This window comes from Bradyrhizobium sp. 2TAF36, assembly GCF_052114925.1.
Classification (GTDB): domain Bacteria; phylum Pseudomonadota; class Alphaproteobacteria; order Rhizobiales; family Xanthobacteraceae; genus Bradyrhizobium; species Bradyrhizobium barranii.
Genome location: NZ_JBFRFR010000073.1, coordinates 23769 through 49021, shown reverse-complemented (window position 1 = coordinate 49021; position 25253 = coordinate 23769). Strand labels below are relative to the sequence as shown.

22 protein-coding genes and 1 pseudogene are annotated in these 25253 nt (G+C 64.3%); 15 read left to right on the top strand and 8 right to left on the bottom strand.

All coding sequences use genetic code 11. The features are described 5' to 3' along the window. Positions 1 to 65: 65 nt before the first annotated feature. Together AB4Z51_RS33875 and AB4Z51_RS33870 are read right to left on the bottom strand one after the other, a co-directional pair. Positions 66 to 965 (bottom strand): hypothetical protein, encoded by a 900-nt coding sequence (locus AB4Z51_RS33875; RefSeq protein ID WP_085404415.1) that lies wholly within the window; start codon positions 963 to 965, stop codon positions 66 to 68. A 32-nt stretch (positions 966 to 997) separates the two neighbouring features. Further along, positions 998 to 1678, bottom strand: coding sequence for a GntR family transcriptional regulator (locus tag AB4Z51_RS33870; RefSeq protein WP_135216298.1), 681 nt, complete (start codon positions 1676 to 1678; stop codon positions 998 to 1000). Between the two features lie 174 nt (positions 1679 to 1852). On the opposite strand from AB4Z51_RS33870, the gene AB4Z51_RS33865 reads away from it, so the two are divergent. The 4 genes and pseudogenes from AB4Z51_RS33865 to AB4Z51_RS33850 all read left to right on the top strand — a co-directional run. Continuing rightward, positions 1853 to 3571 (top strand): IlvD/Edd family dehydratase, encoded by a 1719-nt coding sequence (locus AB4Z51_RS33865; protein ID WP_085404550.1) that lies wholly within the window; start codon positions 1853 to 1855, stop codon positions 3569 to 3571. 61 nt (positions 3572 to 3632) lie between these two features. Then, positions 3633 to 4628: a TRAP transporter substrate-binding protein gene (locus AB4Z51_RS33860; RefSeq protein WP_063984777.1), complete on the top strand. Its 996-nt coding sequence runs from the start codon at positions 3633 to 3635 to the stop codon at positions 4626 to 4628. 153 nt (positions 4629 to 4781) lie between these two features. Then, the gene (locus AB4Z51_RS33855; RefSeq protein WP_085404413.1) at positions 4782 to 5360 is read left to right on the top strand and encodes a TRAP transporter small permease; all 579 of its coding nucleotides are present in this window, start codon (positions 4782 to 4784) and stop codon (positions 5358 to 5360) included. Further along, positions 5357 to 6367, top strand: a pseudogene (locus AB4Z51_RS33850) (TRAP transporter large permease subunit); the annotation flags it as partial. The gene AB4Z51_RS33855 and the pseudogene AB4Z51_RS33850, both read left to right, overlap by 4 nt. Here AB4Z51_RS33850 and AB4Z51_RS33845 read toward each other — a convergent pair. Continuing rightward, complete coding sequence (locus AB4Z51_RS33845) at positions 6347 to 6916, bottom strand: histidine phosphatase family protein (RefSeq protein WP_085404411.1); 570 nt, start codon at positions 6914 to 6916, stop codon at positions 6347 to 6349. The pseudogene AB4Z51_RS33850 and the gene AB4Z51_RS33845 sit on opposite strands and share 21 nt — an antisense overlap. Beyond that, positions 6913 to 7707 carry an enoyl-CoA hydratase/isomerase family protein gene (locus tag AB4Z51_RS33840; RefSeq protein WP_085404549.1) on the bottom strand — a complete coding sequence of 265 codons (795 nt, stop codon included), beginning with the start codon at positions 7705 to 7707 and terminating at the stop codon, positions 6913 to 6915. Before AB4Z51_RS33840 ends, AB4Z51_RS33845 begins: the two co-directional genes overlap by 4 nt. Before the next feature lie 227 nt (positions 7708 to 7934). Between AB4Z51_RS33840 and AB4Z51_RS33835 the strand changes: the two genes are divergently transcribed. Further along, a complete protein-coding gene (locus AB4Z51_RS33835; protein ID WP_085404410.1) occupies positions 7935 to 9155 on the top strand; it encodes an NAD(P)/FAD-dependent oxidoreductase in 1221 nt (406 codons plus the stop codon). Here AB4Z51_RS33835 and AB4Z51_RS33830 read toward each other — a convergent pair whose 3' ends face one another. Next, complete coding sequence (locus AB4Z51_RS33830; protein ID WP_135216297.1) at positions 9156 to 10070, bottom strand: ribokinase; 915 nt, start codon at positions 10068 to 10070, stop codon at positions 9156 to 9158. A 19-nt stretch (positions 10071 to 10089) separates the two neighbouring features. Next, a complete protein-coding gene (locus AB4Z51_RS33825; protein ID WP_014496984.1) occupies positions 10090 to 10983 on the bottom strand; it encodes a sugar kinase in 894 nt (297 codons plus the stop codon). A 209-nt stretch (positions 10984 to 11192) separates the two neighbouring features. On the opposite strand from AB4Z51_RS33825, the gene AB4Z51_RS33820 reads away from it, so the two are divergent. The 10 genes from AB4Z51_RS33820 to AB4Z51_RS33775 all read left to right on the top strand — a co-directional run bounded on the left by AB4Z51_RS33820 (position 11193) and on the right by AB4Z51_RS33775 (position 21728). Further along, positions 11193 to 12041: a VOC family protein gene (locus AB4Z51_RS33820; RefSeq protein WP_135216305.1), complete on the top strand. Its 849-nt coding sequence runs from the start codon at positions 11193 to 11195 to the stop codon at positions 12039 to 12041. 127 nt (positions 12042 to 12168) lie between these two features. After that, positions 12169 to 12924, top strand: a complete 756-nt coding sequence (locus AB4Z51_RS33815) for a TetR/AcrR family transcriptional regulator (protein ID WP_193560924.1) — start codon at positions 12169 to 12171, stop codon at positions 12922 to 12924. 321 nt (positions 12925 to 13245) lie between these two features. After that, positions 13246 to 14055: an ABC transporter permease gene (locus tag AB4Z51_RS33810; protein ID WP_071915912.1), complete on the top strand. Its 810-nt coding sequence runs from the start codon at positions 13246 to 13248 to the stop codon at positions 14053 to 14055. 62 nt (positions 14056 to 14117) lie between these two features. Next, the gene (locus AB4Z51_RS33805; RefSeq protein WP_441498844.1) at positions 14118 to 15110 is read left to right on the top strand and encodes an ABC transporter substrate-binding protein; all 993 of its coding nucleotides are present in this window, start codon (positions 14118 to 14120) and stop codon (positions 15108 to 15110) included. Further along, positions 15107 to 15955, top strand: coding sequence for an ABC transporter ATP-binding protein (locus AB4Z51_RS33800; protein WP_441498843.1), 849 nt, complete (start codon positions 15107 to 15109; stop codon positions 15953 to 15955). The genes AB4Z51_RS33805 and AB4Z51_RS33800 overlap by 4 nt, the downstream gene beginning before the upstream one ends. Positions 15956 to 15959: 4 nt before the next feature. Beyond that, positions 15960 to 17348: a hypothetical protein gene (locus tag AB4Z51_RS33795; protein ID WP_085404406.1), complete on the top strand. Its 1389-nt coding sequence runs from the start codon at positions 15960 to 15962 to the stop codon at positions 17346 to 17348. 5 nt (positions 17349 to 17353) lie between these two features. Then, on the top strand, positions 17354 to 18505 hold the full coding sequence (locus tag AB4Z51_RS33790) for a Gfo/Idh/MocA family protein (protein ID WP_085404405.1): 1152 nt from the start codon (positions 17354 to 17356) through the stop codon (positions 18503 to 18505). Between the two features lie 136 nt (positions 18506 to 18641). Continuing rightward, positions 18642 to 19832, top strand: a complete 1191-nt coding sequence (locus AB4Z51_RS33785) for a dihydrodipicolinate synthase family protein (protein WP_085404404.1) — start codon at positions 18642 to 18644, stop codon at positions 19830 to 19832. Then, a complete protein-coding gene (locus AB4Z51_RS33780; RefSeq protein ID WP_085404403.1) occupies positions 19832 to 20695 on the top strand; it encodes a sugar phosphate isomerase/epimerase family protein in 864 nt (287 codons plus the stop codon). The genes AB4Z51_RS33785 and AB4Z51_RS33780 overlap by 1 nt, the downstream gene beginning before the upstream one ends. A gap of 787 nt (positions 20696 to 21482) precedes the next feature. Next, entirely contained in the window at positions 21483 to 21728 is a 246-nt protein-coding gene (locus AB4Z51_RS33775; protein ID WP_343287559.1) for a hypothetical protein, read from the top strand. Positions 21729 to 21894: 166 nt separating this feature from the next. On the opposite strand, the gene AB4Z51_RS33770 is transcribed toward AB4Z51_RS33775, so the two are convergent. Continuing rightward, complete coding sequence (locus AB4Z51_RS33770; protein ID WP_441498842.1) at positions 21895 to 23424, bottom strand: Spy/CpxP family protein refolding chaperone; 1530 nt, start codon at positions 23422 to 23424, stop codon at positions 21895 to 21897. 543 nt (positions 23425 to 23967) lie between these two features. Continuing rightward, the gene (rocD, locus tag AB4Z51_RS33765; protein WP_085404402.1) at positions 23968 to 25185 is read right to left on the bottom strand and encodes an ornithine--oxo-acid transaminase; all 1218 of its coding nucleotides are present in this window, start codon (positions 25183 to 25185) and stop codon (positions 23968 to 23970) included. Positions 25186 to 25253 lie beyond the last annotated feature (68 nt).

The window sequence follows — 25253 nt, the reverse complement described above, 5'->3', positions numbered from 1 at the left end:
GCGCGGGTCAGTTCAGAATTTTGGGAGGCCGCCTGCGTTGGCGGCCTCTTCTATCGCGATGAGTGTCAGGCACGCATCCCGATCGCCGGACGAAATGGCGGGCCGTCCCAGGGCTGCGGTGCGGCGGCATAGCGGTCGAAGCGCATTGTGTGGCTGGCGAGCCCCTGGCTCAACACGCGCAGGCTGTTCGCATAGCCGAACATCGCTATGAGCGGTACCGTCGCATCGATCGCGACCGTGTCATCGTCGACGACCCTGGAGTGGGCGGTCCCACGCCGTGATGTCAGGTCGTCAACGATCGATTGTGCGAACGGCGTCGGTGTCACCACTTCGACCTTCATGATCGGCTCAAGCAAGACCGATTCTGCCGTTTGCAGCGCCCTGCGGAACGCGGCATTAGCCGCGATCTCGAAGGCGAGCGGTGAAGAATCGACGTCGTGATACTTGCCGTCGATCAGCTGGACCCTGACGTTCACCACCGGAAAGCCCGCAATCACGCCGCAGGCCAGTACGCTTTCGAGCCCTTTCTCGATCCCGGGCATATATTTGTTCGGTAGCGCATCCACACCAGTCTTGCGTTCAAGCTGGTATCCCGTGCCAGGCTCATTCGGCTCGATGGCAAGCTTGACGGCGGCAAACTCCCCCTTGGGCCCGTAGATCTTTTTGTGAGTGTATTCCGCCTCCGCACGTTTGGTCGGATGCTCGAGAAATGCCACCTGCAGGGCACCAATATTGACGGCTATTCCAGAGGTCCGGTTGAGGGCGTCGATCGCGCTCTCGATGCGGGTTTCGCTCGTTCCCTTCAGGATGATCTGAGCAGAGTCTTGATCGACCGACACGGCGAGCGCTCCGTCCTTGGCGGTGAGCTTCAAGAGCGCAGCAACGAGCTTCTCATGATCGGCCCTGGACTTCGCTTCGATGGCGACGTCAACAAGCAGGGGTGGCGTGCTCACATCATGCGGCATTGTAAGACCTGTAGCGTTGCCTTGGTCTAGCGTCAGCTCTCCTCACCCGCAATCCTCGTCAGATAATCCGACTTGCTGAACTGCATGTGATCCACACACAGCTGCGCCAACGCCCAGCTGTCGCGGCCCTTCAACAGCTCGATCATCAGCTCGTGTTGGCGCCGCGATTGCGCAAGTCCCTCGCGGTCGGCGAGGTTCTTGGCGCGCATCGGCAGCGTCAGGCTCATGTAGTCCTGGAGCGACCGCACCAGATAGGGATTGCCGCAGGCCGAGAACAGCGCGAGGTGAAAGGCGTCGTTGGCCTCGTGGATGCCGCGCAGATCCTGCACATCGGCCTTCGCGCAATATTGCCGTTGCAGTGCGGTCAGCTCGTCGATCAGGCCTTGCGGTGCGGGCAGGGGGATCATCAGCGCGGCCTGCCGGGTCAGCATCTCGCGGACCTCGTAGATCTGCCGGACTTCCTCGGCCGAGTAGAACCGCACGGTGGCGCCGACGTTCTTCTCGCGGCGGACGATGCCGCGGCGCTCGGCATCGACCAAGGCCTGCCGCACGAAGTGCCGGGAGGTGCCGTAGCGCGACATCAGCGCGTCTTCGGTGAGGCGCGCGCCCGGCGGCAGGCGGCCGAAGATGATGTCCTCTTCCAGCCGCGCGACGACATCGTCCGGATCGTCGCGCCGGACCGGCATGGCGTCTGCGGTGCGGATGTCGGACATGCCCTCAGCCTCCGGCTCATGCCGGTCCGCCTTGTGGAGCAGGGAGAACCCGGATTGTCAATAATTTGTGTCGGAAGGCGGTGTCTGGGGCAGAAAGCGCGACGATCTGGCCCAATCTTATTGACAATCAGGGGGCAGGCTGTAGCACAATGGCAAGCGAGAAGGAGCGGTATGATGACGAGTGGTTTGCGCAAGGGTCTGACGAGCTATGGCGATGCCGGCTTCTCGCTGTTCCTGCGCAAGGCGTTCATCAAGGCCATGGGCTATTCCGACGACGCGCTGGAGCGCCCGATCGTCGGCATCACCAACACCTATAGCGACTACAATCCCTGCCACGGCAACGTCCCCCAGATCATCGAGGCCGCCAAGCGCGGCGTGATGCTGTCGGGCGCGATGCCGTTCGTGTTTCCGACCATTTCGATCGCCGAGAGCTTTGCGCATCCGACCTCGATGTATCTGCGCAATCTGATGGCGATGGACACCGAGGAGATGATCCGGGCCCAGCCGATGGATTCGGTGATCGTGATCGGCGGCTGCGACAAGACCCTTCCTGCGCAGGTTATGGCCGCGATCAGTGCTGATTTGCCGACCGTCGTCATTCCCGTCGGTCCCATGGTGGTCGGCCATCACAAGGGCGAGGTGCTCGGTGCCTGCACCGATTGCCGCCGTCTCTGGGGCAAGTATCGCGCCGGCGAAATGGATGATGCCGAGATCGAGGAGGTCAATGGCCGCCTCGCGCCGTCGGTCGGCACCTGCATGGTGATGGGCACGGCCTCGACCATGGCCTGCATGATCGAAGCCATGGGTCTGTCGCTGCCGATGAGCGCGACGATTCCCGCGCCGCATGCCGAACGCTTTCGCCTTGCCGAAGCGAGCGGCAGGGTTGCCGCCGAGATGGCCAAGACCAAGGGGCCGAAGCCGAGCGAATTGCTGACGCCGGCGTCTTTCAAGAATGCGCAGGTCGTGCTCCAGGCGATCGGCGGCTCGACCAACGGCCTGATCCATTTGACGGCGATGGCGCACCGCTCGCCCCACCGCCTCGATCTCGAGGTGTTCGACCGGATTGGCCGCGAAGTGCCGGTGCTGGTCGACCTCAAGCCGTCGGGCGAACACTACATGGAGCATTTCCACCACGCCGGTGGCGTGCCGAAATTGCTGGCGCAGCTCGGCGATCTCGTCGATCTCGACGCGAAGACCATCAGCGGCCAGACGCTGCGCGATGTCGTCGCGAATGCGGAGGACGTGCCTGGCCAGGATGCGATCCGTCCGCGCGACAATCCAATCAAGAAGGAAGGGGGCCTTGCCGTCCTGCACGGCAATCTCGCCCCGCGCGGTGCCGTCATCAAGCAGTCGGCCGCGAGCCCCAAGCTGTTGCAGCACACCGGGCGCGCGGTGGTGTTCGAATCCGTCGAGGACATGACCTTGCGGGTCGACCATCCCGATCTCGACGTGAACTCCGACGACGTGCTGGTGCTGCGCAATGCCGGCCCCAAGGGCGCGCCGGGCATGCCGGAGGCGGGTTATCTGCCGATCCCGAAGAAGCTCGCGCGCGGCGGCACCAAGGATATGGTGCGCATTTCGGATGCGCGCATGAGCGGCACCGCGTTCGGCACCATCGTGCTTCACATCACGCCGGAATCCGCCGTCGGCGGACCGCTCGCGCTGGTGAAGAACGGCGACATGATCCGGCTGGATGTTGCCAAGCGCAGCATCGAGCTGCTGGTCGATGCCGCCGAGCTGGAGCGTCGGCGCACCGCATTGAAGCCGGCGGCAGCACCCGATGAGGCGCGGCGCGGCTACGCCTGGCTGTTCAACGAGACCATCATGCAGGCCGACGAGGGCTGCGACTTCGATTTCATGCAGAGGACTGGGAAGCAGACTGAGAAGGGGTGACGAACCACCCGAACGAGCGCTCAGACCGCACAAGCGGCGGGCGATAAAACAGGGGGAAACGATGATTGCACGATCCATGCGTGGGTTGGTGGCCATGGCCGCCGTACTTTTCGTCACCGGGGCCGGGGCACAGGAGGTGAAGCATTATCGCTTTGCCTACGATCAGCCGCGCAACACCGGCTATTCCATCGCGGGCGACCTCTTTGCCGACAAGCTCAAGGAATTGAGCAAGGGCACCATGATCATCGACCAGTATCCGGGCGCGCAGCTCGGGCAGGAGCCGCAGGTGCTCCAGCTCGTGAAGGCCGGCGACATCGAATTCGCCATCATCTCCTCGGCCAACACCGCGACGATTTCGCCGCAGGCCGGCGTGATGTCGCTGCACTTCCTGTTCCGCGACGAGAACCACGTGGTCAAGGGGCTGGCCGATCCCCGCGTGTTCGAAGCGCTCAAGACCATGATCGACGAGACCACGCAGGGCCTGCACGTGATTGCGACCGGTTCGCAAGGTGTGCGCCACATGTACTCCAAGAAGGAGATCCACAATGTCGGCGACATCAAGGGGCTGAAGATCCGCGTCCAGGCGACCGCGACCGAGGACATGATGTTCCCGGCCTACGGCGCCCAGACCGTGCACATGCCGTTCGGCAGCGTCTACACCAGCTTGCAAACCGGCGTCGTCGACGTCGCCGAGAACAGCATCAATGTCTACCTCGTCAACAAGCACTACGAGGTCGCCCCGGTCCTCAACATCACCGAGCACGAGGCCAACAACGCGCTGGTGTTCGTCTCCGACAAGCTCTGGCAGAGCCTATCGGCGGAGCAGAAGGGGTGGGTGCAGGCGGCGGCCAACGAGGTCAGCACGAAAGAGCCGCAGAAGGCGTTCGACCTCGAGCGCACCGCGGCCGACAAGCTGAAGAAGATGGGCGTGAAGATCGTCGACAACGTCGACAAGAAGAGCTTCACGGTGATCGCCGACCCCTATCTCGACAAGCTCGCCAAGGAGCTCGGCCCGCATGCCGAGAAGATCAAGAATTTGATCCGGTCGGTGAACTAGTTACAGCAAAGTCGTCATGCCCGGGCAGAAGCGCGAAGCGCGCCTTCGCGCCAAATGTCCCGGGCATCCACGTTCTTCCTTCGAGCCCGCACCAAGTGCGTGGATGACCGGGACAAGCCCGGCCATGACGGAAAGCTGCAGCCGGGAGCAACAATGTCCATCGCCGACAAACTGCTGGTGCAACGGCAACGCCACCTGAAATGGCGCTGGCTCGACTGGCTCGAGCTTGCGCTGATGGTCCTCTGCGGCGTGCTCTGCTTCGGCTTCTCGCTGTCGGTCACCGCCGACATCGTCACACGCACCATCGGCCACCCCTGGCTGTGGCTCCAGGAAGTCACCTCGACGCTGTTCATCTATGCGATCTTCGTCGGGACCGCGGTCGCGACCCGGCGCAACGATCACCTCTATCTCACCGCGATCTCCGAAGCGATGCACGGCACGGCGCGGCTGATCGTCGAAGTGATCATTCGTCTCGTCGTGCTCGGCGTCGCCTTCTGCCTGATCTGGTACGGCTATCAGAACTATCTTCGCGGCTTCGGCAGCTTTCGCTTGCCGTCGGGCACTCCGATCGCCTCGCTCTATGCGATCATCCCGCTGTCCGGCGTGCTGATCGGCCTGTTCACCATCGAGCAGCTCGTCAACGGCTTGCGCAACGGCTTTGACCATCACGAGCCGCCCGAAGAGGACGGAGCGCCCGTCATCACGGACGTGCAGATGAGGGCGCAGCCGTGAGCGCACCCGTTGTCCTGGCGTTGATGTCGATCTGCTTCCTGTCGTTCGGCTATCTCGGCGTGCCCGTGCCGTTCTCGCTGATGGCCGGCGTGTTCATTGGTGCGCTCCTCTCCGATGTCTCGCTGGCCGCGATCATCCAGAAGATATTTGACGGCGTGGACTCCGAGGCGTTGCTGGCAATCCCGTTCTTCCTGCTGGTCGGCGAGCTCATGAGCTCGGCCAACGTGGTGGTACGAATAGCCAACCTGTCAGTATCGCTGGTCGGACACATCAGGGGCGGGCTGTCGCAGGTCGTCGTTGTCTTCAGCATGTTCTTCTCGGAAATGTCGGGCTCGACCACTGCCGACGTCGCCGTGATGAGCCGTGCGCTGGGCGGCCCGATGAAACGCGAGGGCTACGAGCCCGCCTTCATTGCGGCGATCATCGCGTCCGCTTCGACCATCGCTGCACTGGTGCCGCCGAGCATTACGGCGGTGGTCTATGGCGCGGTCGGCAACGTCTCGATCGCCGGCCTGTTCATGGCGGGGGTGGTGCCCGGGCTGATGATCGGCTTCGGGTTGATGATCTATTGCTACTTCTTCGGCCCTTCCGGCCTGCGCAAGCCGCGCGCGCCGCTGCGGCAGGTGGTGTTCGCCGCGGGTGACGCCGCCCTGCCGCTGATGATCCCTGTCATTTTGCTCGGCGGCATCCTCACCGGCTGGTTCACGCCGACGGAAGCCGGCGTCGTTGCGGTGGTCTGGATTGTCGTCGTCGTGATCCCCGCGCTGAACCGCGGGCATATCAAAAAGATCCCATATGATTTCTGCCTTGCAGGCTTGATCTTCTCGCTGCCGCTGATCACGATCGGCGCTGCCAATGCCTTCGGCTGGATGCTCGCTTACTTACGCGGTGCGAGTTACATCGCCGACATGATCACCTCGATTGCCGGCAACGATCCGCATCTGATCATGCTGCTGATGGTGGCTACATCTGTCCTAAGTGACGAGCTACTCGACGCGCCATTGCCCGCCTTCACGGAGGTAGCGAAACGGCGTGCCGTGGCTGTTCTTGAAATAGCTGCCGCACAGTGACTTCGCAATTCCCTGCATCACCGCGTCGTGGCAGACGAACAGGAAATCGTCGTCAGGATGACGGTCGAGCCATGCGGAGACGCAAGCCAGCGACCGTTCCGTCATGGCGTCCCAGTTTTCGCCGTCGGCGGGGAGGATCGAGACGAGGCCCGTCGCCGAGTTGACGCCGTGCTTGATCATGAGGTCGCGGACGGGGAGGCCCTCAAAGCTTCCGAAATCGAACTCGATGATGCCGTCATCGATCGAGAGCGGCACCGAGATGGCGTCTGCGATGATCTCGGCCGTTCGTGCCGCGCGCACCAGCGGGCTCGCGACGATTCGGCTGATGCCGATCCCGCGCAACATGTCCGCGGCCTCGTGCGCCTGCGCAAGGCCGTCCGCGTTCAGCGGGTTGTCGGTTCGTCCCTGAAACAGCCCCTGCCTATTCCAGTCGGTCGCGCCGTGGCGCAGGCCGCAGAACGAGCGCGCCGGTGCCGGCACGCTCACTTGCCCTTGCTCGTGAATTTCTTCACGGCGGCGCGGAAATCCTCCGTATTCATCGCCATGATGATCTTGTGCTCCTCGGCATCGAGCTGCTGCTTCACCGGCGTGGTCGCGGCCTGGTAGACCAGCGACTTGGTGCCGGCGATCGCCGCCGGCGGATTCTGCGCCAGGCGCTCGGCGAGTTTTCGCGTGGCCGCCTTCAACTCCGCGGCGGGGACGACCTTCGCAACCAGGCCCCATTCATAGGCCTGCTGCGCGGTAAAATTGTCCTCCGACAGGAAGATCTGGAGCGCACGTCTCGATCCGACCGTACCGACGATCCCGACCGTCGAGCCGCCGTCCGGCGATACCCCGATCTTGGCATAGGCCGGCGTGAACTTGGCATCCTCCGCGGCGATGCAGAGATCGGTGACGAAGGCGAGGCCCATGCCGGCGCCGGCCGCCGAGCCGTGCACGCTGGACAGCGAGATCTTTGGCATGCGCCGGATGATCTCGATGAAGGCGTGATAATGCTTCAGCAGCTCGCCAACGACCGGCGTGACCGTGCCGGTTTCGGCCGCAGCGCCGATCGTCTGCAGATCGCCGCCGGCCGAGAAGGCGCGGCCTTCTCCTTCGAGCACGACGACCCTGATGTCGTCGGCGCCTTCGAGATAGGCCGCGAGCTGTTCGAGCTTCTGCGCGATTGCAAGGTTGACCGAGTTGAACGCGGCGGGGCGGTTGAGCGTGATGGTTGCGATCGGGCCGTCGATCCGCAGCAGGGCGGGATCGTCGGGTTTGGAGACGGGAGCTGGCATCTGGAATATCCCCGGCATGAGGTCGTTGCTGCAACTAAATCGCAGAAGGTCGGGGGTGACAATCCCCGCATGCCGCTCTTGCGCAGGACGGAATGATGGGCTCAAATGGGCCGCCTTCGTTTAGGAACGGACACGAGCGCCGGCTCCTCCTGGGCAAGCCAAGCCAATATCAGCGAGAGAGGAGACGACATGGGTGACGCTCGTGTCTCCGGAAATGGGCTGTTCCAATGACGGGTGGTCCGGTGATCATTGTCGGAGCCGGCCATGGCGGCTACCAGGTCGCGGCATCCCTGCGCCAGGCGGGCTTTTCCGACCGCGTCTGCCTGATCAACGACGAGGCGCATCTGCCCTATCAGCGGCCGCCGCTGTCCAAGGCCTATATCAAGGGCTCGGCCGGGCCGGAGAGCCTGATGTTCCGGCCGGAGAAATTCTACCAGGATCAGAAGATCGAGCTGATCGCAGGCCGCGCAGTGTCGATCGATCGCGCCGGCCACAAGGTGCATCTCGCATCCGGCGAGACGCTGCCTTACGGCCACCTCGTGCTGGCCACGGGCGCGCGCAACCGGCTGCTTGATTTGCCGAATGCGAATTTGCCCGACGTGAAATACTTACGCATCCTCGACGACAGCGAGGCGCTGCGGAAGATCATGCCGTCGAAGAAGCGCGCGGTGATCATCGGCGCCGGCTTCATCGGCCTGGAATTCGCGGCCACCGCGCGGATCAAGGGGCTCGAGGTCGACGTGCTCGAACTCGCCCCGCGCGTGATGGCGCGCGCGGTGACGGCGGAGGTCTCGGAGTATTTTCAGGCGCGGCATCGCGAGGCCGGCATCCGCATTCACCTCGGTGTGCAGGCAACCTCGATCGAGGCTGAGGGCGGCAAGGTCACCGGCGTTTCCTTGAGCGATGGAAGGCATCTGCCGGCCGACCTCGTCGTGGTCGGTGTCGGCGTGCTGCCGAACATCGAGCTTGCGGCGGAGGCGGGGCTTGCCGTCGCCGCCGGCATCATCGTCGACGAATATCTCTCGACGTCCGATCCTGGCATCTCCGCGATCGGCGACTGCGCGCTGTTCGCCAGTCCGCGCTTCGGCGGATCGCAGCGGCTGGAATCGGTGCAGAACGCCACCGATCACGCCCGCTGCCTCGCGGCGCGGCTGACCGGCGACCGCAAGGCCTACGACAGTCATCCCTGGTTCTGGAGCGACCAGGGCGACGACAAGCTCCAGATGGCGGGGCTGACCACCGGCTACGACCGCGTCGTGCTGCGTGGCGATCCCGAGAAGAAAGCGTTCTCGGCGTTCTGCTACAAGGGCGACAGACTGCTCGGCATCGAGTCGGTCAACCGTGCCGGCGACCACATGTTCGGCCGACGCCTGTTCGGACTGGAGCGCTCGATCACGCCGGAGCAGGCCGCGGACGAAGGCTTCGACCTGAAGAGCGCGCTGGCCTGATCAGCTGGCCTTGACGACCGCGGCGACTTCCGCGGCCGTCGGCATCGACGGCCCGGCGCCCATCCGCTGCACGCTGATCGAGGCGGCCGCGTTGGCGAAGGCGAGCGCGGCACGCAAGGACACGCCCTTCGCCAGCTGCGCCGCGAGCGCGCCGACGAAGCAATCGCCGGCGCCGGTGGTGTCGACCGCTTTCACCACGCGGCCGGGCACCGCGAATTCCTCGCGGCCGGCGAGCGCGAGCACGCCCCGCTTGCCGAGCGTCACGCAGATGATCTGGTCCTCGCGTGCCTGAAGTTGTCGCGCGACGTCGATGATTGTTGCGGCCTCGTCGCCGTCGGAGAGCTCCACGCCCGCGAGGAAGCCGAGCTCGGTCTCGTTCAGCACGAGGATGTCGACGAGCGCCAGCAGCTCGGCGGACATCTTTTGCGCCGGTGCCGGGTTGAGCAGCGTCGTGGCGCCGGCGCTACGGGCGCGCTGGAAGAAGGCGGCAATCGTCGGCAGCGGAATCTCGAACTGGCTGACGGCCACATCGCCCTTCGCCAGCGGAACGTTCGCGACATCGTCGGCGCTGACCAGCGCATTACTGCCGGGGATGACGACGATGGTGTTGTCGGAGGCCGCCACCGTGATGATCGCGGTGCCGCTATGCGTGTCGGCGTCCCGAACAGAGCCGAGCTCGATGCCCTGCGCACCGAGGAACATCCGCAACTCAGCGCCAAATGAATCCTTGCCAAGCCGGCCGATCAGCGTGGTCTTCACGCCGAGTCGCGACGCCGCGACGGCCTGGTTTGCACCTTTGCCGCCAGGAAAATACAGCACCTGCCGGCCGGCGACGGTCTCGCCGACTTTGGGGTGGCGATCGGCGGTCGCCACCACATCCATGTTGATGCTGCCGGCGATAAAGACGCGCCCCATGATATGCCCTTACAAAACCCTAGACCCTGACTTCGAACTCGTGCCTGACTTTGGCGATGTCCACAAGGGTCGGCAGCCCGGCCTCGTTGCCGAGGCGCTGGATCTTGAAGGTCGAGGCGGCGCGGGCAAAATCAAAATGCTCGCGCCAGCTTTTGCCGGGATGGGCGAGGTAGGAATAGACATAGGCGCCGTGGAAGACGTCGCCGGCGCCGTTGGTGTCGATCACGCGCTCGCGCGGGATCGGCATCGCCGGCATGACCTCGACCGCACCCGTTTCATTGTACCAGAGCAGACCCTTCTCACCCATGGTGACGCCGCCGATCTTGCAGCCGCGGCTCTTGAGGTAGTCGAGCATCTTCTCGGGCGTCAGGTCCATCTGCTCGCATAGGCGTTCGGCGACGATGGCGACGTCGATGAATGCGAGCAGCTCATGCGTGTTGGTGCGCAGGCCGCCGCCGTCGAGCGAGGTCAGGATGCCGGCCTCGCGGCAGACTTTTGCATAGTGGATCGCGGCATCGGGCTGATGGCCGTCGATGTGCAGGGCGCGGCAGCCGCCGAGATTGAGCATGGGGAACGGATGGATGTGCTCGTCGTCGCGGCAGCGGACGATGGCGCGCTTGCCGTCCTTGGGCATGATGAAGGACAGCGAGGACTGGTTCACCTTCCGCCCGTGCAGCGAGATCGCGTATTTCGCGCACATGTCCTGGAACATCCGCCCCAGCCAGTCATTGGCCGCCGTGGCGATGAGATCGGGCACGATGCCGAGCTTGGCGCAGCAGAACGCCGCCGTGACCGCGTTGCCGCCGAAGGAGACCGCGTAGTCGGTTGCCACGTGCTTTTCGTCGCCGGTCGGCATGTGGTCGGTGATGAAGACGACGTCGATATAGGTCTGACCGATAAAGAGAGCCTGCATTGGTTGTCCGTGATGCGCTGGGTGGTCCCGGCCGGCGGGCTTACTCTAACACCGGTTCCGCTCTGGGGACGCTGAAATTATTCGCAAATCTGCCGCCCGAGCGCTTGAGGTCGGCATGGGGCCGGAATACGACCATCACCGGTCCATGCCAAGCCCGGACAAACGCCGTCCTTCGGAATATGGTTCCAGGTCGATCAAAGGGGGGAATGATGATCACCGGCCTCGATCACATCGTTGCCCTGGTGAGCGATATCGGTGCGGCCAAGGCGGCGTATCAGACGCTGCTCGGGCGCGCGCCGGCCTGGCAGAATTCCGGCGAGGGCGCCGATCGCGTGCTGTTCACGCTTGCGAACGTGACGATCGAGCTGATGGCGCCGAGCGGCTTTAACGTTGCGGCGGACCGGATCCGCGCGCTGCTCGACGACCGCGAGGGCGTGCTCGCCAGCCTGTGCTTTCGTGTCGCAGACATGGGCAAGATGCACCGGCGGCTGGAGCGGGTGGCCTTGAGGCCTGATCCGGTCGCCGAGGTCGAAAGCAGCGACGTCGCGAGCGGCGCAGTCCTGCACTGGAAACGCACGCGTGCCGCGACCGAATTGACGCGCGGCGTGCGCATGTTCTTCCTCGAGCTCGCCGAGGAGCGGCCGCTGTCGACTGCGACCGACATCGCGCCGATCGATGGGCTCGACCACGTCGTGGTCACCACCGAGGATTCCGACCGCGCCGCTGCGCTCTATGGCGCGCGGCTCGGCCTTGATCTCGCACTGGACCGCTCGCACCAGGATTGGGGCCAGCTGATGTTCTTCCGCTGCGGCGACCTCATCGTCGAAGTGGTGCGCCGCCCCGTGGCGGGCGGGGATTCCGTGCATGACCGTCTCTGGGGCCTGAGCTGGCGGGTCGCCGACATCGACGCCACGCGCGCCCGCCTGCTCGCCGCCGGCCTCGACGTCACCGAGGTGCGCAACGGCCGCAAGCCGGGCACGCGGATCATGACGGTGCGGAATGGGACCTGCGGGATCCAGACGGTGCTGCTGGAGCGCTCGCCGAAGCCGGCGGATTGAGGGGGCGGCCTCCCGTTCGTCATTGCGAGGAGCTCTTGCGACGAAGCAATCCAGGCTGTCTTCGCGGTGGCAGTCTGGATTGCTTCGCTGCGCTCGCAATGACGAAACTATGCGGCGGGCCTCGCGCATGATAAATGCGATCTGGACGATCACCCAGCGGGCACCCGGTTTGGCGAAAGCAACGGCAAAGCGAACTCTGAAATGGCAGCGCGACCCCGAGGGGATGCGGCTGCGCATTCTCGAGGCTGCCAAGCAGGAATTCTCCACCCACGGGCTCGCGGGCGCGCGTGTCGACCGCATCGCGGCGAAGGCCGGCGCCAACAAGCGCATGCTCTACTATCACGTCGGCAACAAGGACGAGCTCTATCTCGCGGTGCTCGAAGGCGCCTATGACAAGATCCGCAGCGAGGAGCGGGGGCTGGATCTCGAGCATCTCGATCCGCCCGAAGCGATCCGGCGCCTGATCGAGTTCACCTGGAACTACTTCCTGCGCAACCCGGAATTCCTGTCGCTGCTCCAGACCGAGAACCTCGCGCGCGCAAAGCACCTCAAGCGCTCGACCAAGGTCAAGTCGATGCACTCGCCCTTCGTCGAGATGATCCGCACCGTGGTGCTGCGCGGCGTCGACAGCGGCGACTTCCAGGTCGCGGTCGATCCGGTGCAGCTCTACATCTCGATCGCGGGGCTCTGCTTCTTCTATCTCTCCAATTCGGCCACGTTGAGCGTGATCTTCGGCCGCGACCTGCTGGACAAGAAAGCCAAGGACGAACGGCTTTCGCACATGGTCGGCCTCGTGCTGGCCGCGCTGACGGGCCGATCGACCGCGCTGTTCGAGATCGCCAAGGCGCCGAAGTCGCGCAGCGCGGTCGCGCAGACGGTTTAGCGGCCTAGTCCGCGCGTTGGCGGACCAATCGTCCGTCGTTTCCTCAATCTCCGCCGTCATTGCCCGCGAAGGCGGGCAATCCAGTATTCCAGAGACGGTTGAGATTGAACCGAGAAGCCGCGGCGTACTGGATTCCCCGCCTTCGCGGGGAATGACACCGAGGGTGAGGCGGTCTCGTGCCCCGGACGTAGCGCAGCAGCACGTCCGGGACACGAGAGGAGGCCAGGAACCGGCACAAAACGTCACAGGGAAAGCTCTGGACAGTATTTATCCAACGAGTTAATTTCTCCCCCGAACGAAGAAGAATGCCGGGAGTGAGACGTGGCTGAGTTGAAGCCGCAAGGTGCGGTATCCAAGATGCTGAATGCGGCCTGGGTCCGGCCGTTTTTGTTCCTGGTTTTCATCGTCGTCGCCTGGGACCTCGCAATCCGGCTGTTCAAAATTCCCGCCTATCAGATCCCGGCGCCGGCCGACGTCGTCGCGGTGCTGCGCACCGAATGGCCGGAACTGCTGCGCCAGTCCTGGCCGACCACCTATGCCACCGTCTGCGGCTTCCTGCTGTCGGCGCTGTTCGGCATTCCCGTCGCGATGCTGATCGCGGGCTCGAAGACGGTGGAGAGCTATGTCTATCCGCTGCTGGTGTTCTCGCAATCCGTGCCGAAGATCGCGATCGCGCCGCTGTTCGTGGTCTGGTTTGGCTTCGGCATCATTCCCAAAGTGATTTCAGCCTTCCTGCTCGGTTTCTTCCCGGTGGTGGTCTCCGCCGTGCAGGGCTTCAAATCGGTCGATCCTGATATGGTCGATCTCGCCCGCGCCATGCAGGGCAGCCGGTTCCGGGTTTTCCTCGCGGTGAACCTGCCGCATGCGCTGCCGGCGATCTTCTCAGGCCTCAAAGTGTCGGTGACGCTTGCCGTGGTCGGCGCCGTCGTCGGCGAGTTCGTCGGCTCCAATTCCGGCATCGGCTACGTGATGCAGCGCTCGATCGGCACGTTCGATCTGCCGACGATGTTCGCGGCGCTGGTGATCCTGGCGCTGCTCGGCGTGATCCTGTTCTGGATCGTGGACCGGATCGAGAAGCTGGTCATTCCCTGGCATGTCAGCCAGCGTGAAGACGTGATTTTCGCCTCGTAACAAAAACTAAGGCAACGAACGGCCATCAACGGCCGACGCAACAAGGGCAAGGGAGAGAAACGATGAAGCGGTGGATAGGAGCTGTCTCGGCTGCGCTGATGGTGTTTGCGGCGATGCCCGCGCAGGCCGCCGACAAGGTCGTGCTGATGCTGAACTGGTACGTCTATGGCGAGCACGCGCCGTTCTATTACGGCAAAGCCAAGGGCATTTACGCGGCCGAMGGCATCGACCTCGAAATCCAGGAAGGCCGCGGCTCGGCTGCGACCACGCAGGCCGTGGCCGCCAAGACCGCCGATTTCGGCTATGTCGACGTCCCCACCATGATGCGCGCCGCGATCAAGGGCGCACCTGTCGTCGCGACCGGCGTGCTGCTCCAGACCAGCCCGATGTCCGCCATGGGCTTTGCCGACAAGAACATCAAGAAGCCGGAGGACATCAAGGGCAAGACGGTGGCGATCACGCCGGCCGATTCCATGACCCAGATCTGGCCGCTGTTCCTGAAGAAGACCGGCCTGAAGGAAAGCGACTTCCAGACCGTTGCCGGCGACGGCCAGACCAAGCTCAACGCCGTCATCAACGGCCAGGCCGATCTGTTGCTCGGCTACGTCATGGACCAGTCGATGAAGATCAAGGACGCCACCGGCAAGGACGTCTATCCGATCAAGTTCGCTGACTACGGCATCAACATGGTCTCCTCGGGCATCATCGCCAACGCCGACTATGTGAAGGCCAATGCCGATCTCGTCCGCCGTTTCATGTCGGCGACGACCAAGGCGGTCGAAGCCGCCGAGAAGGAGCCGAAAGCGGCTGCGCAATCGATCCTCGATGCCAACCCCAAGGGCGGCAAGATCGACACCCTGACGCAGGGCTTTGAGCTGACCATTCCGCTCTACCGGACCGCGGAGACCAAGAGCAAGCGGCCGTTCCAGGTCACCGACCAGAACATGACGGACTCCGTCAATCTGATGGTCGAATATGGCGGACTGGATGCCAAGGCCAAGGAGAACCCGAAGGCCTTCTACACCAACGATTATCTGCCGAAGAGCGGATCGTGAAGCAAGCCGCAGTCGTGAGCGAAATCGTGCAGCACGCCGCGCATCTGARACTGGTGAGCGACCGGGCTGCCGGCGATGCGTCGGGCATCAAACTGTCCGGCGTGTCGAAAACCTACCGGACGCGCGACGGCGACGTGCCGTCGCTGCGTCCGCTCGACTTCCACATCAATGACGGCGAGTTCTTCGTCGTGGTCGGCCCAAGCGGCTGCGGCAAGTCCACGCTACTCAAGCTGATCTCGGGGTTGCTGCCGCCGACATCAGGCGAGGTCCTGGTCGAGGGTGAGAAGGTGACGAAGCCGCACGGCAATGTCGGCATCGTCTTCCAGAACGCGCTGCTGCTGCCCTGGCGCAACATCCTCGCGAACGTGATGCTGCCGATCGACATGAAGCGGCTGCCGCGACAACACTATCTCGATCGCGCCAAGGCGCTGTTGAAGCTGGTCGGCCTCGAAGGTTTCGAGAAGAAGCTGCCCTGGCAGCTCTCGGGCGGCATGCAGCAGCGCGCCTCGATCTGTCGCGCGTTGGTGCACGATCCCAAGATCATGCTGATGGACGAGCCGTTCGGCGCACTCGACGCGTTGACGCGCGAGCGCATGAATGTCGAGCTGATGCGGATCCAGCGCGAGACTAGGAAGACGGTGCTCCTGATCACGCATTCGATTCCCGAGGCCGTGTTCCTCGCCGACCGCGTGCTGGTCATGACCGAGCGGCCCGGCGCGATCGCGGCGATCTACGACGTGCCGCTGCCGCGCCCGCGCTCGCTCGATGTAATGGCCGATCCTGTCTTCACCGAGCTCGTGCAACGCATCCGCAGGCATTTTTTCTCGCAAGGTTCGCTGGATTAAAGTCATGGCGCCGCGCCTGAAGCTGCGAGACATCGCGTTCTTTGAACGTCCCGTGCATTTTGCGCGGCCGTTCCGCTTTGGCGCGATCACCATCAATGCAACGCCGCAGCTGTTCGTGCGGGTCGAGATCGAGGTCGAGGGCAGCGGGAATGCGGTCGGCGCCAGTGCCGAGCTGCTGGTGCCAAAATGGTTCGACAAGCGGCCGGAGCTGTCGCCGGCGCAGACGGTCGACGGCCTGCGGCGTTCGCTGGAAATTGCGCGGGGCCTTTATCTTGCGCGGACTGGATTCTTGACGGCGTTCGATCTGCATGCCTCGTGCATCGGTGCCCAGGTCGCGACTTGTGCAAAGAAGAATATTCCAGCGCTTGCGGCGGCTTATGGCCCGGCGGAGATCGACAAGGCGATCCTCGACGCACTGCTCCGCGCAGGCGAGACCAACTTTTTCGACGGGATGGCCGGCAACATTGCCGGCATCGATGCACGGCTTTCGCCGGACCTCAAGGAAGCGGACCTCACGGCGTTTCTCGCCGGCCGGAAGCCGCTGCCGCGCGTTGCCATCAGGCACACCGTGGGCCTCGACGATACCGTCGAAGGTGAGGGCGGTGTTGCCGATGCACGCGAGAACGCCGGTGCGTATTACTTCAAGCTGAAACTGTCGGGCGATCCCGCTGCCGATGCAGGACGGCTGGCGCGGATCGGCAAGGAACTCGACACGCTCGGGCGCGACTACAAGGTGACGCTCGACGCGAACGAGCAGTACGCCGATCTTGCCGCACTACAGGCACTGATGGATCGGCTTGATCGTGATTCCGCGCTGCGCCCGATCGCCTCGCGCTTGCTCTATGTCGAACAGCCGATGCCGCGAGACATCACCCGGCAATGCCCGCTCGGCTCGCTCGCCGCGCACGGCTTCATCATCGACGAGGCCGACGATTCCTACGATGCCTTCCCGGCGGCGCGTGCGCGCGGCTATTGCGGCATTTCCTCGAAGTCCTGCAAGGGCCTCTACAAATCCATCGTCAACGCGACGCGCGCGTCGAAATGGAGCGCGGGCGGCGCGCGGTTCTTCGTGACGGGCGAGGACCTGACCTGCCAGGCCGGCCTTGCCGTGCAGCAGGATCTCGCGCTCGGCGCCTTCATCGGCGTCACCCATGCGGAGCGCAACGGCCATCACTATGTCGACGGATTTGGCGAGACGCCGACCGCTGAAGCGCAGGCTTTCGCGCTCGCCCATCCCGATCTCTACGCCGATGCCGGGCAGGGCATCCGCCTCTCCATTCAAAACGGCGATCTCCTGACGGGATCGCTCCATGCAACGGGCTTTGCGACGTCGGTCCATCCGGACTGGTCGGCGCTCCGCCCGCTCGAACAGCCAAAATCACCTTGGGAGTAATTGGCATGACCACCCAACGCCTCGGCCTCATCATGAACGGCGTTACCGGCCGCATGGGTCTCAACCAGCATCTGATCCGCTCGATCGTCGCGATTCGCGAGCAGGGCGGCGTCCGGCTGAAGAACGGCGACCGCGTGATGCCCGATCCGATCCTGGTCGGCCGCAGCGCCGACAAGGTCGAAGCCCTCGCCAAGCGCTACAACATCACGCGCTGGACCACCGATCTCGATGCTGCGCTCGCGGACAAGAACGACACCATGTTCTTCGACGCCGCGACCACGCAGGCGCGGCCCGGTCTGCTGACCCAGGCCATCAACGCCGGCAAGCACGTCTATTGCGAGAAGCCGATCGCGACGAATTTCGAGGAGGCGCTCGAGGTCGTCAAGCTCGCCAACGCAAAGGGCGTCAAGCATGGCACGGTGCAGGACAAGCTGTTCCTGCCGGGCCTGAAGAAGATCGCCTTCCTGCGCGACTCCGGCTTCTTCGGCCGCATCCTCTCGGTGCGCGGCGAATTCGGCTATTGGGTGTTCGAAGGCGGCTGGCAGGAGGCGCAGCGGCCGTCCTGGAACTACCGCGACGAGGACGGCGGCGGCATCATCCTCGACATGGTCTGCCACTGGCGCTACGTGCTCGACAACCTGTTCGGCAACGTCCAGAGCGTGGTCTGCATCGGCAACACCGACATCCCCGAGCGTTTTGACGAGCAGGGCAAGAAGTACAAGGCGACCGCGGATGATTCCGCCTACGCGACCTTCCAGCTCGAGGGCGGCGTCATCGCGCACATCAACATGTCCTGGGTGACGCGCGTCTATCGCGACGACCTCGTCACCTTCCAGGTCGACGGCACACACGGCTCGGCGGTCGCGGGCCTGTCGGATTGCATGATCCAGGCGCGGCAGGCAACGCCCCGGCCGGTGTGGAATCCCGACGAGAAGCGGCTGCACGACTTCTACGGCGACTGGCAGAAGCTGCCTGACAACGTCACCTACGACAACGGCTTCAAGGAGCAGTGGGAGATGTTCATCCGCCACGTCTACGAGGACGCGCCCTACAAGTTCACGCTGCTCGAAGGCGTCAAGGGCGTGCAACTCGCCGAATGCGCGCTGAAGAGCTGGAAGGAGCGGCGCTGGATCGACGTCGCCCCGATCGAGGCCTGAGGTCAGTTGGATAAGCCGCGATGTTTACCAAGCCGTCATTGCGAGCGAAGCGAAGCAATCCAGAGTCCCTCCGCGGCGACGGTCTGGATTGCTTCGTCGCTTCGCTCCTCGCAATGACGGGGAGAGGTCTGAAATCATGAACAAACCCGTCCAACCAATGTCGTCATTGTCGCTCAAGCTCCCGAAAGCGGATCGTTCGATCGAGACCTACCGGCTCGCGGCGTCGCGAACGTTCCCCGCGAAGCTCGAAGGACCTTTGAACCGCATCGCGTTCTCGGCCGTGCACACGGTTGTCGATCCCTTTGCGGACAACGATCCCTGGCTCTCGGCTGCCATCGACTGGGACAAGACCATCGCCTTCCGCGAGCATGTCTGGGACCTCGGCCTCGGCGTCGCCGAAGCCATGGACACCGCGCAGCGTGGGATGGGGCTGGACTGGCCGACCTCGCTGGAGCTGATCACACGTTCGGTCGGTGCCGCCAAGCGGCGCAATGCGCTGGTGTTCTCCGGCGCAGGTACGGATCATCTTGCGGTCGAGGATGCCAAGAGCCTCGACGACGTCATTCGCGCCTATGAGGAGCAGCTCTCGGCCGTCGAGAAGGTCGGCGGCCGCATCATCCTGATGGCGTCGCGTGCTCTCGCAAAACTCGGCCGCAGCGCCGACGATTACGCCAAGGTCTACAACCGCGTGCTGTCGCAGGTCCGCGAGCCCGTGATCATCCACTGGCTCGGCGATATGTTCGATCCCGCTCTGACCGGATATTGGGGCACCAAGGACCTGGACAAGGCGATGGACGTTGCGGTGGCCATCATCAACAACAACGCGGCCAAGGTTGACGGCGTCAAGGTTTCGCTACTCGACAAGCAGCGCGAGATCGACATGCGCAGGCGCCTGGACAAGCGCATCAAGATGTACACCGGCGACGATTTCAACTACGCGGAGCTAATCGCCGGCGACGACCAGGGCTTTTCGCACGCACTGCTCGGCATCTTCGATGCCATCGCGCCGGCTGCCTCTTATGCGTTGTCACGCCTCGCGGCAGGCGACGAGGCCGGCTTCCACGACGTGCTGGGGCCGACCGTGCCGCTGTCGCGTCATATCTTCAAGGCGCCGACGCGCTTCTACAAGACCGGCGTGGTGTTCATGGCCTATCTCAACGGCCACCAGGATCATTTCACCATGGTCGGGGGACAGGAGAGCGCGCGCTCGATGCTGCATCTGGCCGAGCTGTTCCGCCTCGCCGATCAGGCCGGGCTGCTGGCCAACCCCGAACTGGCGACCCGTCGCATGAAAACAGTGCTGGCCTCTCACGGGCTGGACTCCTGATGCGCGATTTTTCGTCCGACCATCGCTGGCTGTCGCTCAACACGGCGACGGTCCGCAAGCAGGGTGACCTCGTCGAGATCATCGACGCCTGTGCGAAGCATGGCATCCGCGCCATCGACCCCTGGCGCGATCAGGTCGCTGCCGTCGGTCTCGACCGCGCCGCACGCGCGGTGCGCGACGCCGGCCTCGAGCTGTCGGGCTATTGCCGCGGCGGCATGTTCACCTCGGACGCATCGCGTCGCGGCGAAGTGCGCGACGACAACCGCCGCTGCGTCGACGAAGCCAAGGCGCTGGGCGCGCCCTGCATCGTTCTCGTCGTCGGCGGTCTGCCGCAATATTCGCGGCCGGGCAGCGAGGCGTCCAAGGACATCGTCGCAGCGCGCGGTCAGGTCGAGGAGGCTCTCGCCGAGATGCTCGACTATGCCAGACAGGCAAAGCTGCCGCTGGCGATCGAGCCCTTGCATCCGGCCTACGCTGCCGACCGCGCCTGCGTGAACACGACGAAACAGGCGCTCGACATCTGCGATCGGCTCGACCCGGGCCGCAGCGGCATGCTTGGCGTCGCGCTCGACGTCTATCACATCTGGTGGGATCCGGAGCTGATGGCCCAGATCGCGCGTGCCGGCAAGGATCGCCTGCTGGCCTTCCATGTCTGCGACTGGCTGGTGCCGACCAGGGACATCCTCAACGACCGCGGCATGATGGGCGACGGCGTGATCGACATCAAATCGGCGCGCGCCGCTGTCGAAGCGCAAGGCTATGCCGGTTATTCGGAGATCGAGATCTTCTCCAACGACTGGTGGAGCAAGCCGATGGACGAGGTGCTGCGCACGTGCATTACGCGGCACAGGACGGTGGTCTAGCTCCCACGCGCGCTGTCCTCACGGGCTTGCGACTTGTTGCCGCGTGTTGAAGCGCGCCTTCCCCTTCACGGCACCGAAGCGGCGGGCTCGCTCAGCGAGCCGGTTGGAGTACCACCAACGAGAGGTGGACAGCCGTCAGCTTTCAGGCAGAATGATATCATCCCGATGCCGCAGCCTCGCCACGGTCTGCGCCAGATCGGATGCGGTAATCAGTGGCATCAACGATCGGCAGGCACGGCGGATGTACCCACGCCTGATGATCTTGAATGGCCCCGGCGCGCAATCGTCGGGGCCATTGTTGTGATCGGCGGGGCAAGGCTAGCGACTTTTGCCGGAGGCCCCGGCGTGTTCCAGCCCCAGGCCCGTTCTATTGCGGCAATAAGGAAAGACCGCCCGAAGGCGGTCTTGCAGTCCAATGTGCCGGGCCAAAATAGTTTCGGGATCAAACCTTGTCCGGCCCGGTCTAATCGCCAGCTAACCACTATCCCGGGAAGGCCGCTGACAATTAAGATTTCAGTCCTGAAATGGAATGCACCAGCGACTTGGGAACCCGTCGTCCGACGCGAGTCTTGTTGCGTGCCTGCGTACAGCGCTGGCCGAAGGGGCTACGGCGCTGAGAACTTCGACTAGCTCTCAGGCTGGAGCTGCTCACGTCGGTGAAAAGTCAGACGATTGCGCTATCATCGATTGACCGTCAAACACCGGACTATCACTCGTCAATTCAATCTGCGAAATTGTGACAACATAAGTGCGCTTGTAAACAAGCTGGCGCGAAGGGAGGTTCGCAGTGGAGGCAGTGGAGAGAGTGCAGCGCTTGCGTGCGATGAGTTCGCTGTGCCGCCAACAGGCCGCGTACAACAGCATGAACAAATGGAAGCTGCTCGCAGAAGCAGAATACTGGGACCACCTGGCCGATCTTGAGTTGTCTGCTCACTCCCAGCAATGCAGCGCCATCAGCTCGGATGAGAAAGAGCGGCCTCAAGCGATCCCAACCGCGACTGACGCTGGACCGAAGACGATTTCCGTCGCGTGAGGTCAAGGCGAGGCGGTTGTTTGCATTCCGTGCCACCGCATTTCTCACAGAGAGAAGCGGCCCGGACACGTATGTTCTGGCCGAACTGTGGAGCAGGGCGATGATGGCACCCCGCGTCGCTCGGCCGCTGCGCACATTGCAACGAGGGAATGCGACGCTGCTGCCGTCACGGGCCTGCGAGCTGTTGCAGCGTGTTGAAGCGCGCCTTCTGCTCGCTGCTCAGCGTGGCATAGAACTCGTCCAGGGCGGGCTCGACCAGCTTGGCGGCCTGAAGCATGGCCTCGAGCCGGTGCTGCATCGCCTCTAGTCGTCCGACCGGCGTCAGCGGTACATCGTTCGGACAGGCCGCCTGTAGGCCCTCAACGCCCTTCGCCGTCGCCTCGCCGAGGCGGTCGAGCGCTTCCTTCTGCTTGCCCGCGGGGTGGAGGACAGCCTCGATCCTCTGGATCGGCAACTGGGTCAGGCCGGACTTCGGATCGCCGCAGCCTTCGGCACTGGCTTCCTGGGCATTGGCTTCCTGCTGCCGAGGCGAGCGGTCGCCGATTTTGGGGCCGAGCGCGTTGAAGCGGGCCTGCTGCTCGTCACTGAGCGAGTTGTAAAAAGTCTCCAGTGCCGGTCGCACGATCTTGACAGCATCCAGTGTCGCGCTGACGCGGTTCATCATCGCCCGCAAGCGGCCAGGCGGCGTCAGTGCATATGTCTCTGCGCAGGAGTCCTTGAAAACACCGGCGGCGTTGGCCGCCGCGGTCTTCAACGCGTCGAGCAGCGCGCGTTGCTCCGCCGTCGGCCGCACTGCCCGCGTGATATCGTCAAGCGGCCAAGCGGTGACGCCCTTGTCCGGTGTGCCGCACAATTGCTGCAGCGTTTGCGGGCTCACGCTGGCGCGCTGGCGCGCGCGGGTGCCGCCGCCGGCTTGCGGATAGTCATTCGGGTTGGTGCTGGCATAGGCGGAATAGGGGCTGTCATCGCCCCAGAACATGGTGTCRACGAAGTCGTCATACGCGTACGCCCAATAGCCGGGCTCGTAGGCATAGGACCAGAACGTGTAGTCAAAAATGTCGGAATAGGCGTAAGGCCAGAACACGGGCCCAAGCCATGCCACGAACACCGCGGGATGGCGGTGTCGCCAGGCCTGCCGGGGAGCCCAGCCGCTGTGGCGGGCGACGAGGGCCGCCTGGGTTTGTCCGGCCGCCCGCTCGCGGAAGTGCGCGGCAAACCGCCCGCGCGCGGCGGCCGCCGCTGCAACTGATGCAGCGGGGGCCTGCAGCCCCAGCCTCTGCTGGCGCGCCAGATCGATTTGCTGCGCCCGTTGCTCGTGCTGCAGCAGACGGTTCTGCGCCTGCAGCGCGCGTTCTTGTGCGCGTTGCGCGCGTGCGCCGTCCGGCTTTTGCGACTGCAACGTCTGCACACGCTGCTGGAGGCGATCGATGCGGGTCTGGCGCTCCGCGGTCTGGCGCGACAGCATCTCGCGCTGTCCCTGCTCGACGTGCTGCTCACGCTGTTGTACGCGCTGCTCGCGCTCCAGCAGCCTATTCTGCGACTGCAGCAATCGCTGCTGCTCGCGTTGCGCTCCCGCGCCTTCCGGCTTTTGCGACTGCAATGTCYGCACACGCTGTTGCAAGCGGTCGATGCGGCCCTGGCGTTCCGAGGCTTGGCGCGACAGCGTCTCGCGCGGCCGTTCCGGCCGCTCGCTCACGGCCGGCGGCGCGCTGGGGTGTGAGGGGGCGGCAATATGCGGCGTCGGCGGCGGTGCCATCGCCGGACGTTGCGGAGCTGCCGGCGCGCGATGGAATTCAGGTCGCGGTGCCGCCACGTGCGGGGCAGCTCGCTGCGGTGGTGCCGCGAAGTGCGGGGCCGGGCGCGGTGGCGGTGAGGCCATGCGAGGCGCCGGACTCGGCGCCATGGCCGGTCGCTGCGGCATGGCCGGAGGATGAAATGCCGGCGCAGCGGGACGCGCCATCGCAGGTGGCGCCGCCGGTCGGGCCATCGCAGGCGGCGCTGCCGGTCGGGCAGCCGCTCCCGGCGGCCCACCCCGACCATGATGGTCCTGGGCGGACGCACCGACGCTCGCCGTGAGCATCGACACACCGACCAAAAACGCCGAAAGGCACACGGCACGCGGAAGCATGATCGCAACTCCACGCTCGTCCCAGTCGCCCGGAACCGTTCAACGCGCAGGTGGCGAAATCGTTCGTTGTTGACTGCCCGCGGCCTTGCGGTCTTCCGACGCAGGCAGAGCTCAGGCGAAATCCTGCGTCAGGGTGGCAGCGATTCTCTCCAAGGCCCAATCAACCTGGTCACTGGTAATCACCAGCGGCGGGGCGAAGCGGATCGTGTGCTCGTGGGTATCCTTGGCGAGGATGCCTTCGGTCTGCAGAGCCTCACAGTAGCGGCGCGCACGGCCGGCTTCAGGGTTGAGCTCGACCGCCAGCATCAGCCCGCGTCCGCGCACGTCGCGCACCGTGTTGGCGCGGATGCTTCTGAGGCCTTTCAGGAAGCGCTCACCTTGCACCGCAGCGTTCTCGATCATCCCTTCCTCGACGAGAACGCGGAGCGCCGCCCGCGCCACCGCGCAGGCGAGCGGATTGCCACCGAATGTTGAGCCATGCTGACCTGGTTTCAGCGTGCCGAGGACCTCGTTGTTGGAAAGCACGGCCGAGACGGGATAGAAACCGCCGGACAAAGCTTTGCCGAGCAGCGTCACATCCGCCTCGATGCCCTCGTGCTGTTCCGCAAGCAGCTTGCCGGTGCGGCCGAGTCCAGTCTGGATCTCGTCGAGGATCAGCATCACGTCGTGCGCCGTGCAGAGCTCGCGCACCCCCGTGAAATAGCCTGCCGGTGGAATGATGACTCCGGCTTCGCCCTGGATGGGTTCGACCAGGAAGGCGACGGTGTTCGGCGTGATTGCGTCTTCCAGCGCGGCGAGATCGCCGAAGGGAATGATTTTGAAGCCCGGCGCAAAGGGGCCGAAATGTTCGCGCGTGGCCGCGTCGGTCGAGAAGCCGACGATGCCGAGGGTGCGTCCATGGAAATTGTTGGCGCAGACGATGATCTCGGCTTGCCCGTCGGGCACCCCCTTCACCTCATAGCCCCATTTGCGCACGGACTTGATCGCGCTCTCAACGGCTTCGGCTCCGCTGTTCATCGGCAGCACCTTGTGAGAGCCGGTGAGTTCCGCGATCTCCTCGTAGAAGGGAGCGAGCTGGTCGTTGTGGAATGCACGCGAGGTCAGGGTCAATCGGCCGGCCTGCTCGACCATGGCGGCCAGGATTTTCGGGTGGCAATGGCCCTGGTTGACCGCCGAATAGGCGGAGAGGCAATCCAGATATCGGTTGCCCTGGGTGTCCCAAACGAAAACGCCTTCGCCGCGCGACAGGACAACGCCAAGCGGCTCGTAATTGCGGGCGCCGAAGCGCGCCTCCCTCGAGATGAAATCAGCGACTGGCGGACTACTCATTCGTCACTCCAGCTCACGTGTCTTACGCATTCTAACAGATAATGCGTCGCTCGTTCGAAACGATGCCC

Bases quoted from the DNA above. Each gene is read 5' to 3' on its own strand.
- AB4Z51_RS33865 (WP_085404550.1), top strand. From the start codon at position 1,853: ATGACGAGTGGTTTGCGCAAGGGTCTGACGAGCTATGGCGATGCCGGC.
- AB4Z51_RS33830 (WP_135216297.1), bottom strand. From the start codon at position 10,070: ATGGGGCGCGTCTTTATCGCCGGCAGCATCAACATGGATGTGGTGGCG.
- AB4Z51_RS33835 (WP_085404410.1), top strand. From the start codon at position 7,935: ATGACGGGTGGTCCGGTGATCATTGTCGGAGCCGGCCATGGCGGCTAC.
- AB4Z51_RS33875 (WP_085404415.1), bottom strand. From the start codon at position 965: ATGCCGCATGATGTGAGCACGCCACCCCTGCTTGTTGACGTCGCCATC.
- AB4Z51_RS33780 (WP_085404403.1), top strand. From the start codon at position 19,832: ATGCGCGATTTTTCGTCCGACCATCGCTGGCTGTCGCTCAACACGGCG.
- AB4Z51_RS33840 (WP_085404549.1), bottom strand. From the start codon at position 7,707: ATGCCAGCTCCCGTCTCCAAACCCGACGATCCCGCCCTGCTGCGGATC.
- AB4Z51_RS33855 (WP_085404413.1), top strand. From the start codon at position 4,782: ATGTCCATCGCCGACAAACTGCTGGTGCAACGGCAACGCCACCTGAAA.
- AB4Z51_RS33785 (WP_085404404.1), top strand. From the start codon at position 18,642: ATGAACAAACCCGTCCAACCAATGTCGTCATTGTCGCTCAAGCTCCCG.
- AB4Z51_RS33815 (WP_193560924.1), top strand. From the start codon at position 12,169: ATGATAAATGCGATCTGGACGATCACCCAGCGGGCACCCGGTTTGGCG.
- AB4Z51_RS33825 (WP_014496984.1), bottom strand. From the start codon at position 10,983: ATGCAGGCTCTCTTTATCGGTCAGACCTATATCGACGTCGTCTTCATC.
- AB4Z51_RS33790 (WP_085404405.1), top strand. From the start codon at position 17,354: ATGACCACCCAACGCCTCGGCCTCATCATGAACGGCGTTACCGGCCGC.
- AB4Z51_RS33860 (WP_063984777.1), top strand. From the start codon at position 3,633: ATGATTGCACGATCCATGCGTGGGTTGGTGGCCATGGCCGCCGTACTT.
- AB4Z51_RS33820 (WP_135216305.1), top strand. From the start codon at position 11,193: ATGATCACCGGCCTCGATCACATCGTTGCCCTGGTGAGCGATATCGGT.
- AB4Z51_RS33795 (WP_085404406.1), top strand. From the start codon at position 15,960: ATGGCGCCGCGCCTGAAGCTGCGAGACATCGCGTTCTTTGAACGTCCC.
- rocD (WP_085404402.1), bottom strand. From the start codon at position 25,185: ATGAGTAGTCCGCCAGTCGCTGATTTCATCTCGAGGGAGGCGCGCTTC.
- AB4Z51_RS33870 (WP_135216298.1), bottom strand. From the start codon at position 1,678: ATGTCCGACATCCGCACCGCAGACGCCATGCCGGTCCGGCGCGACGAT.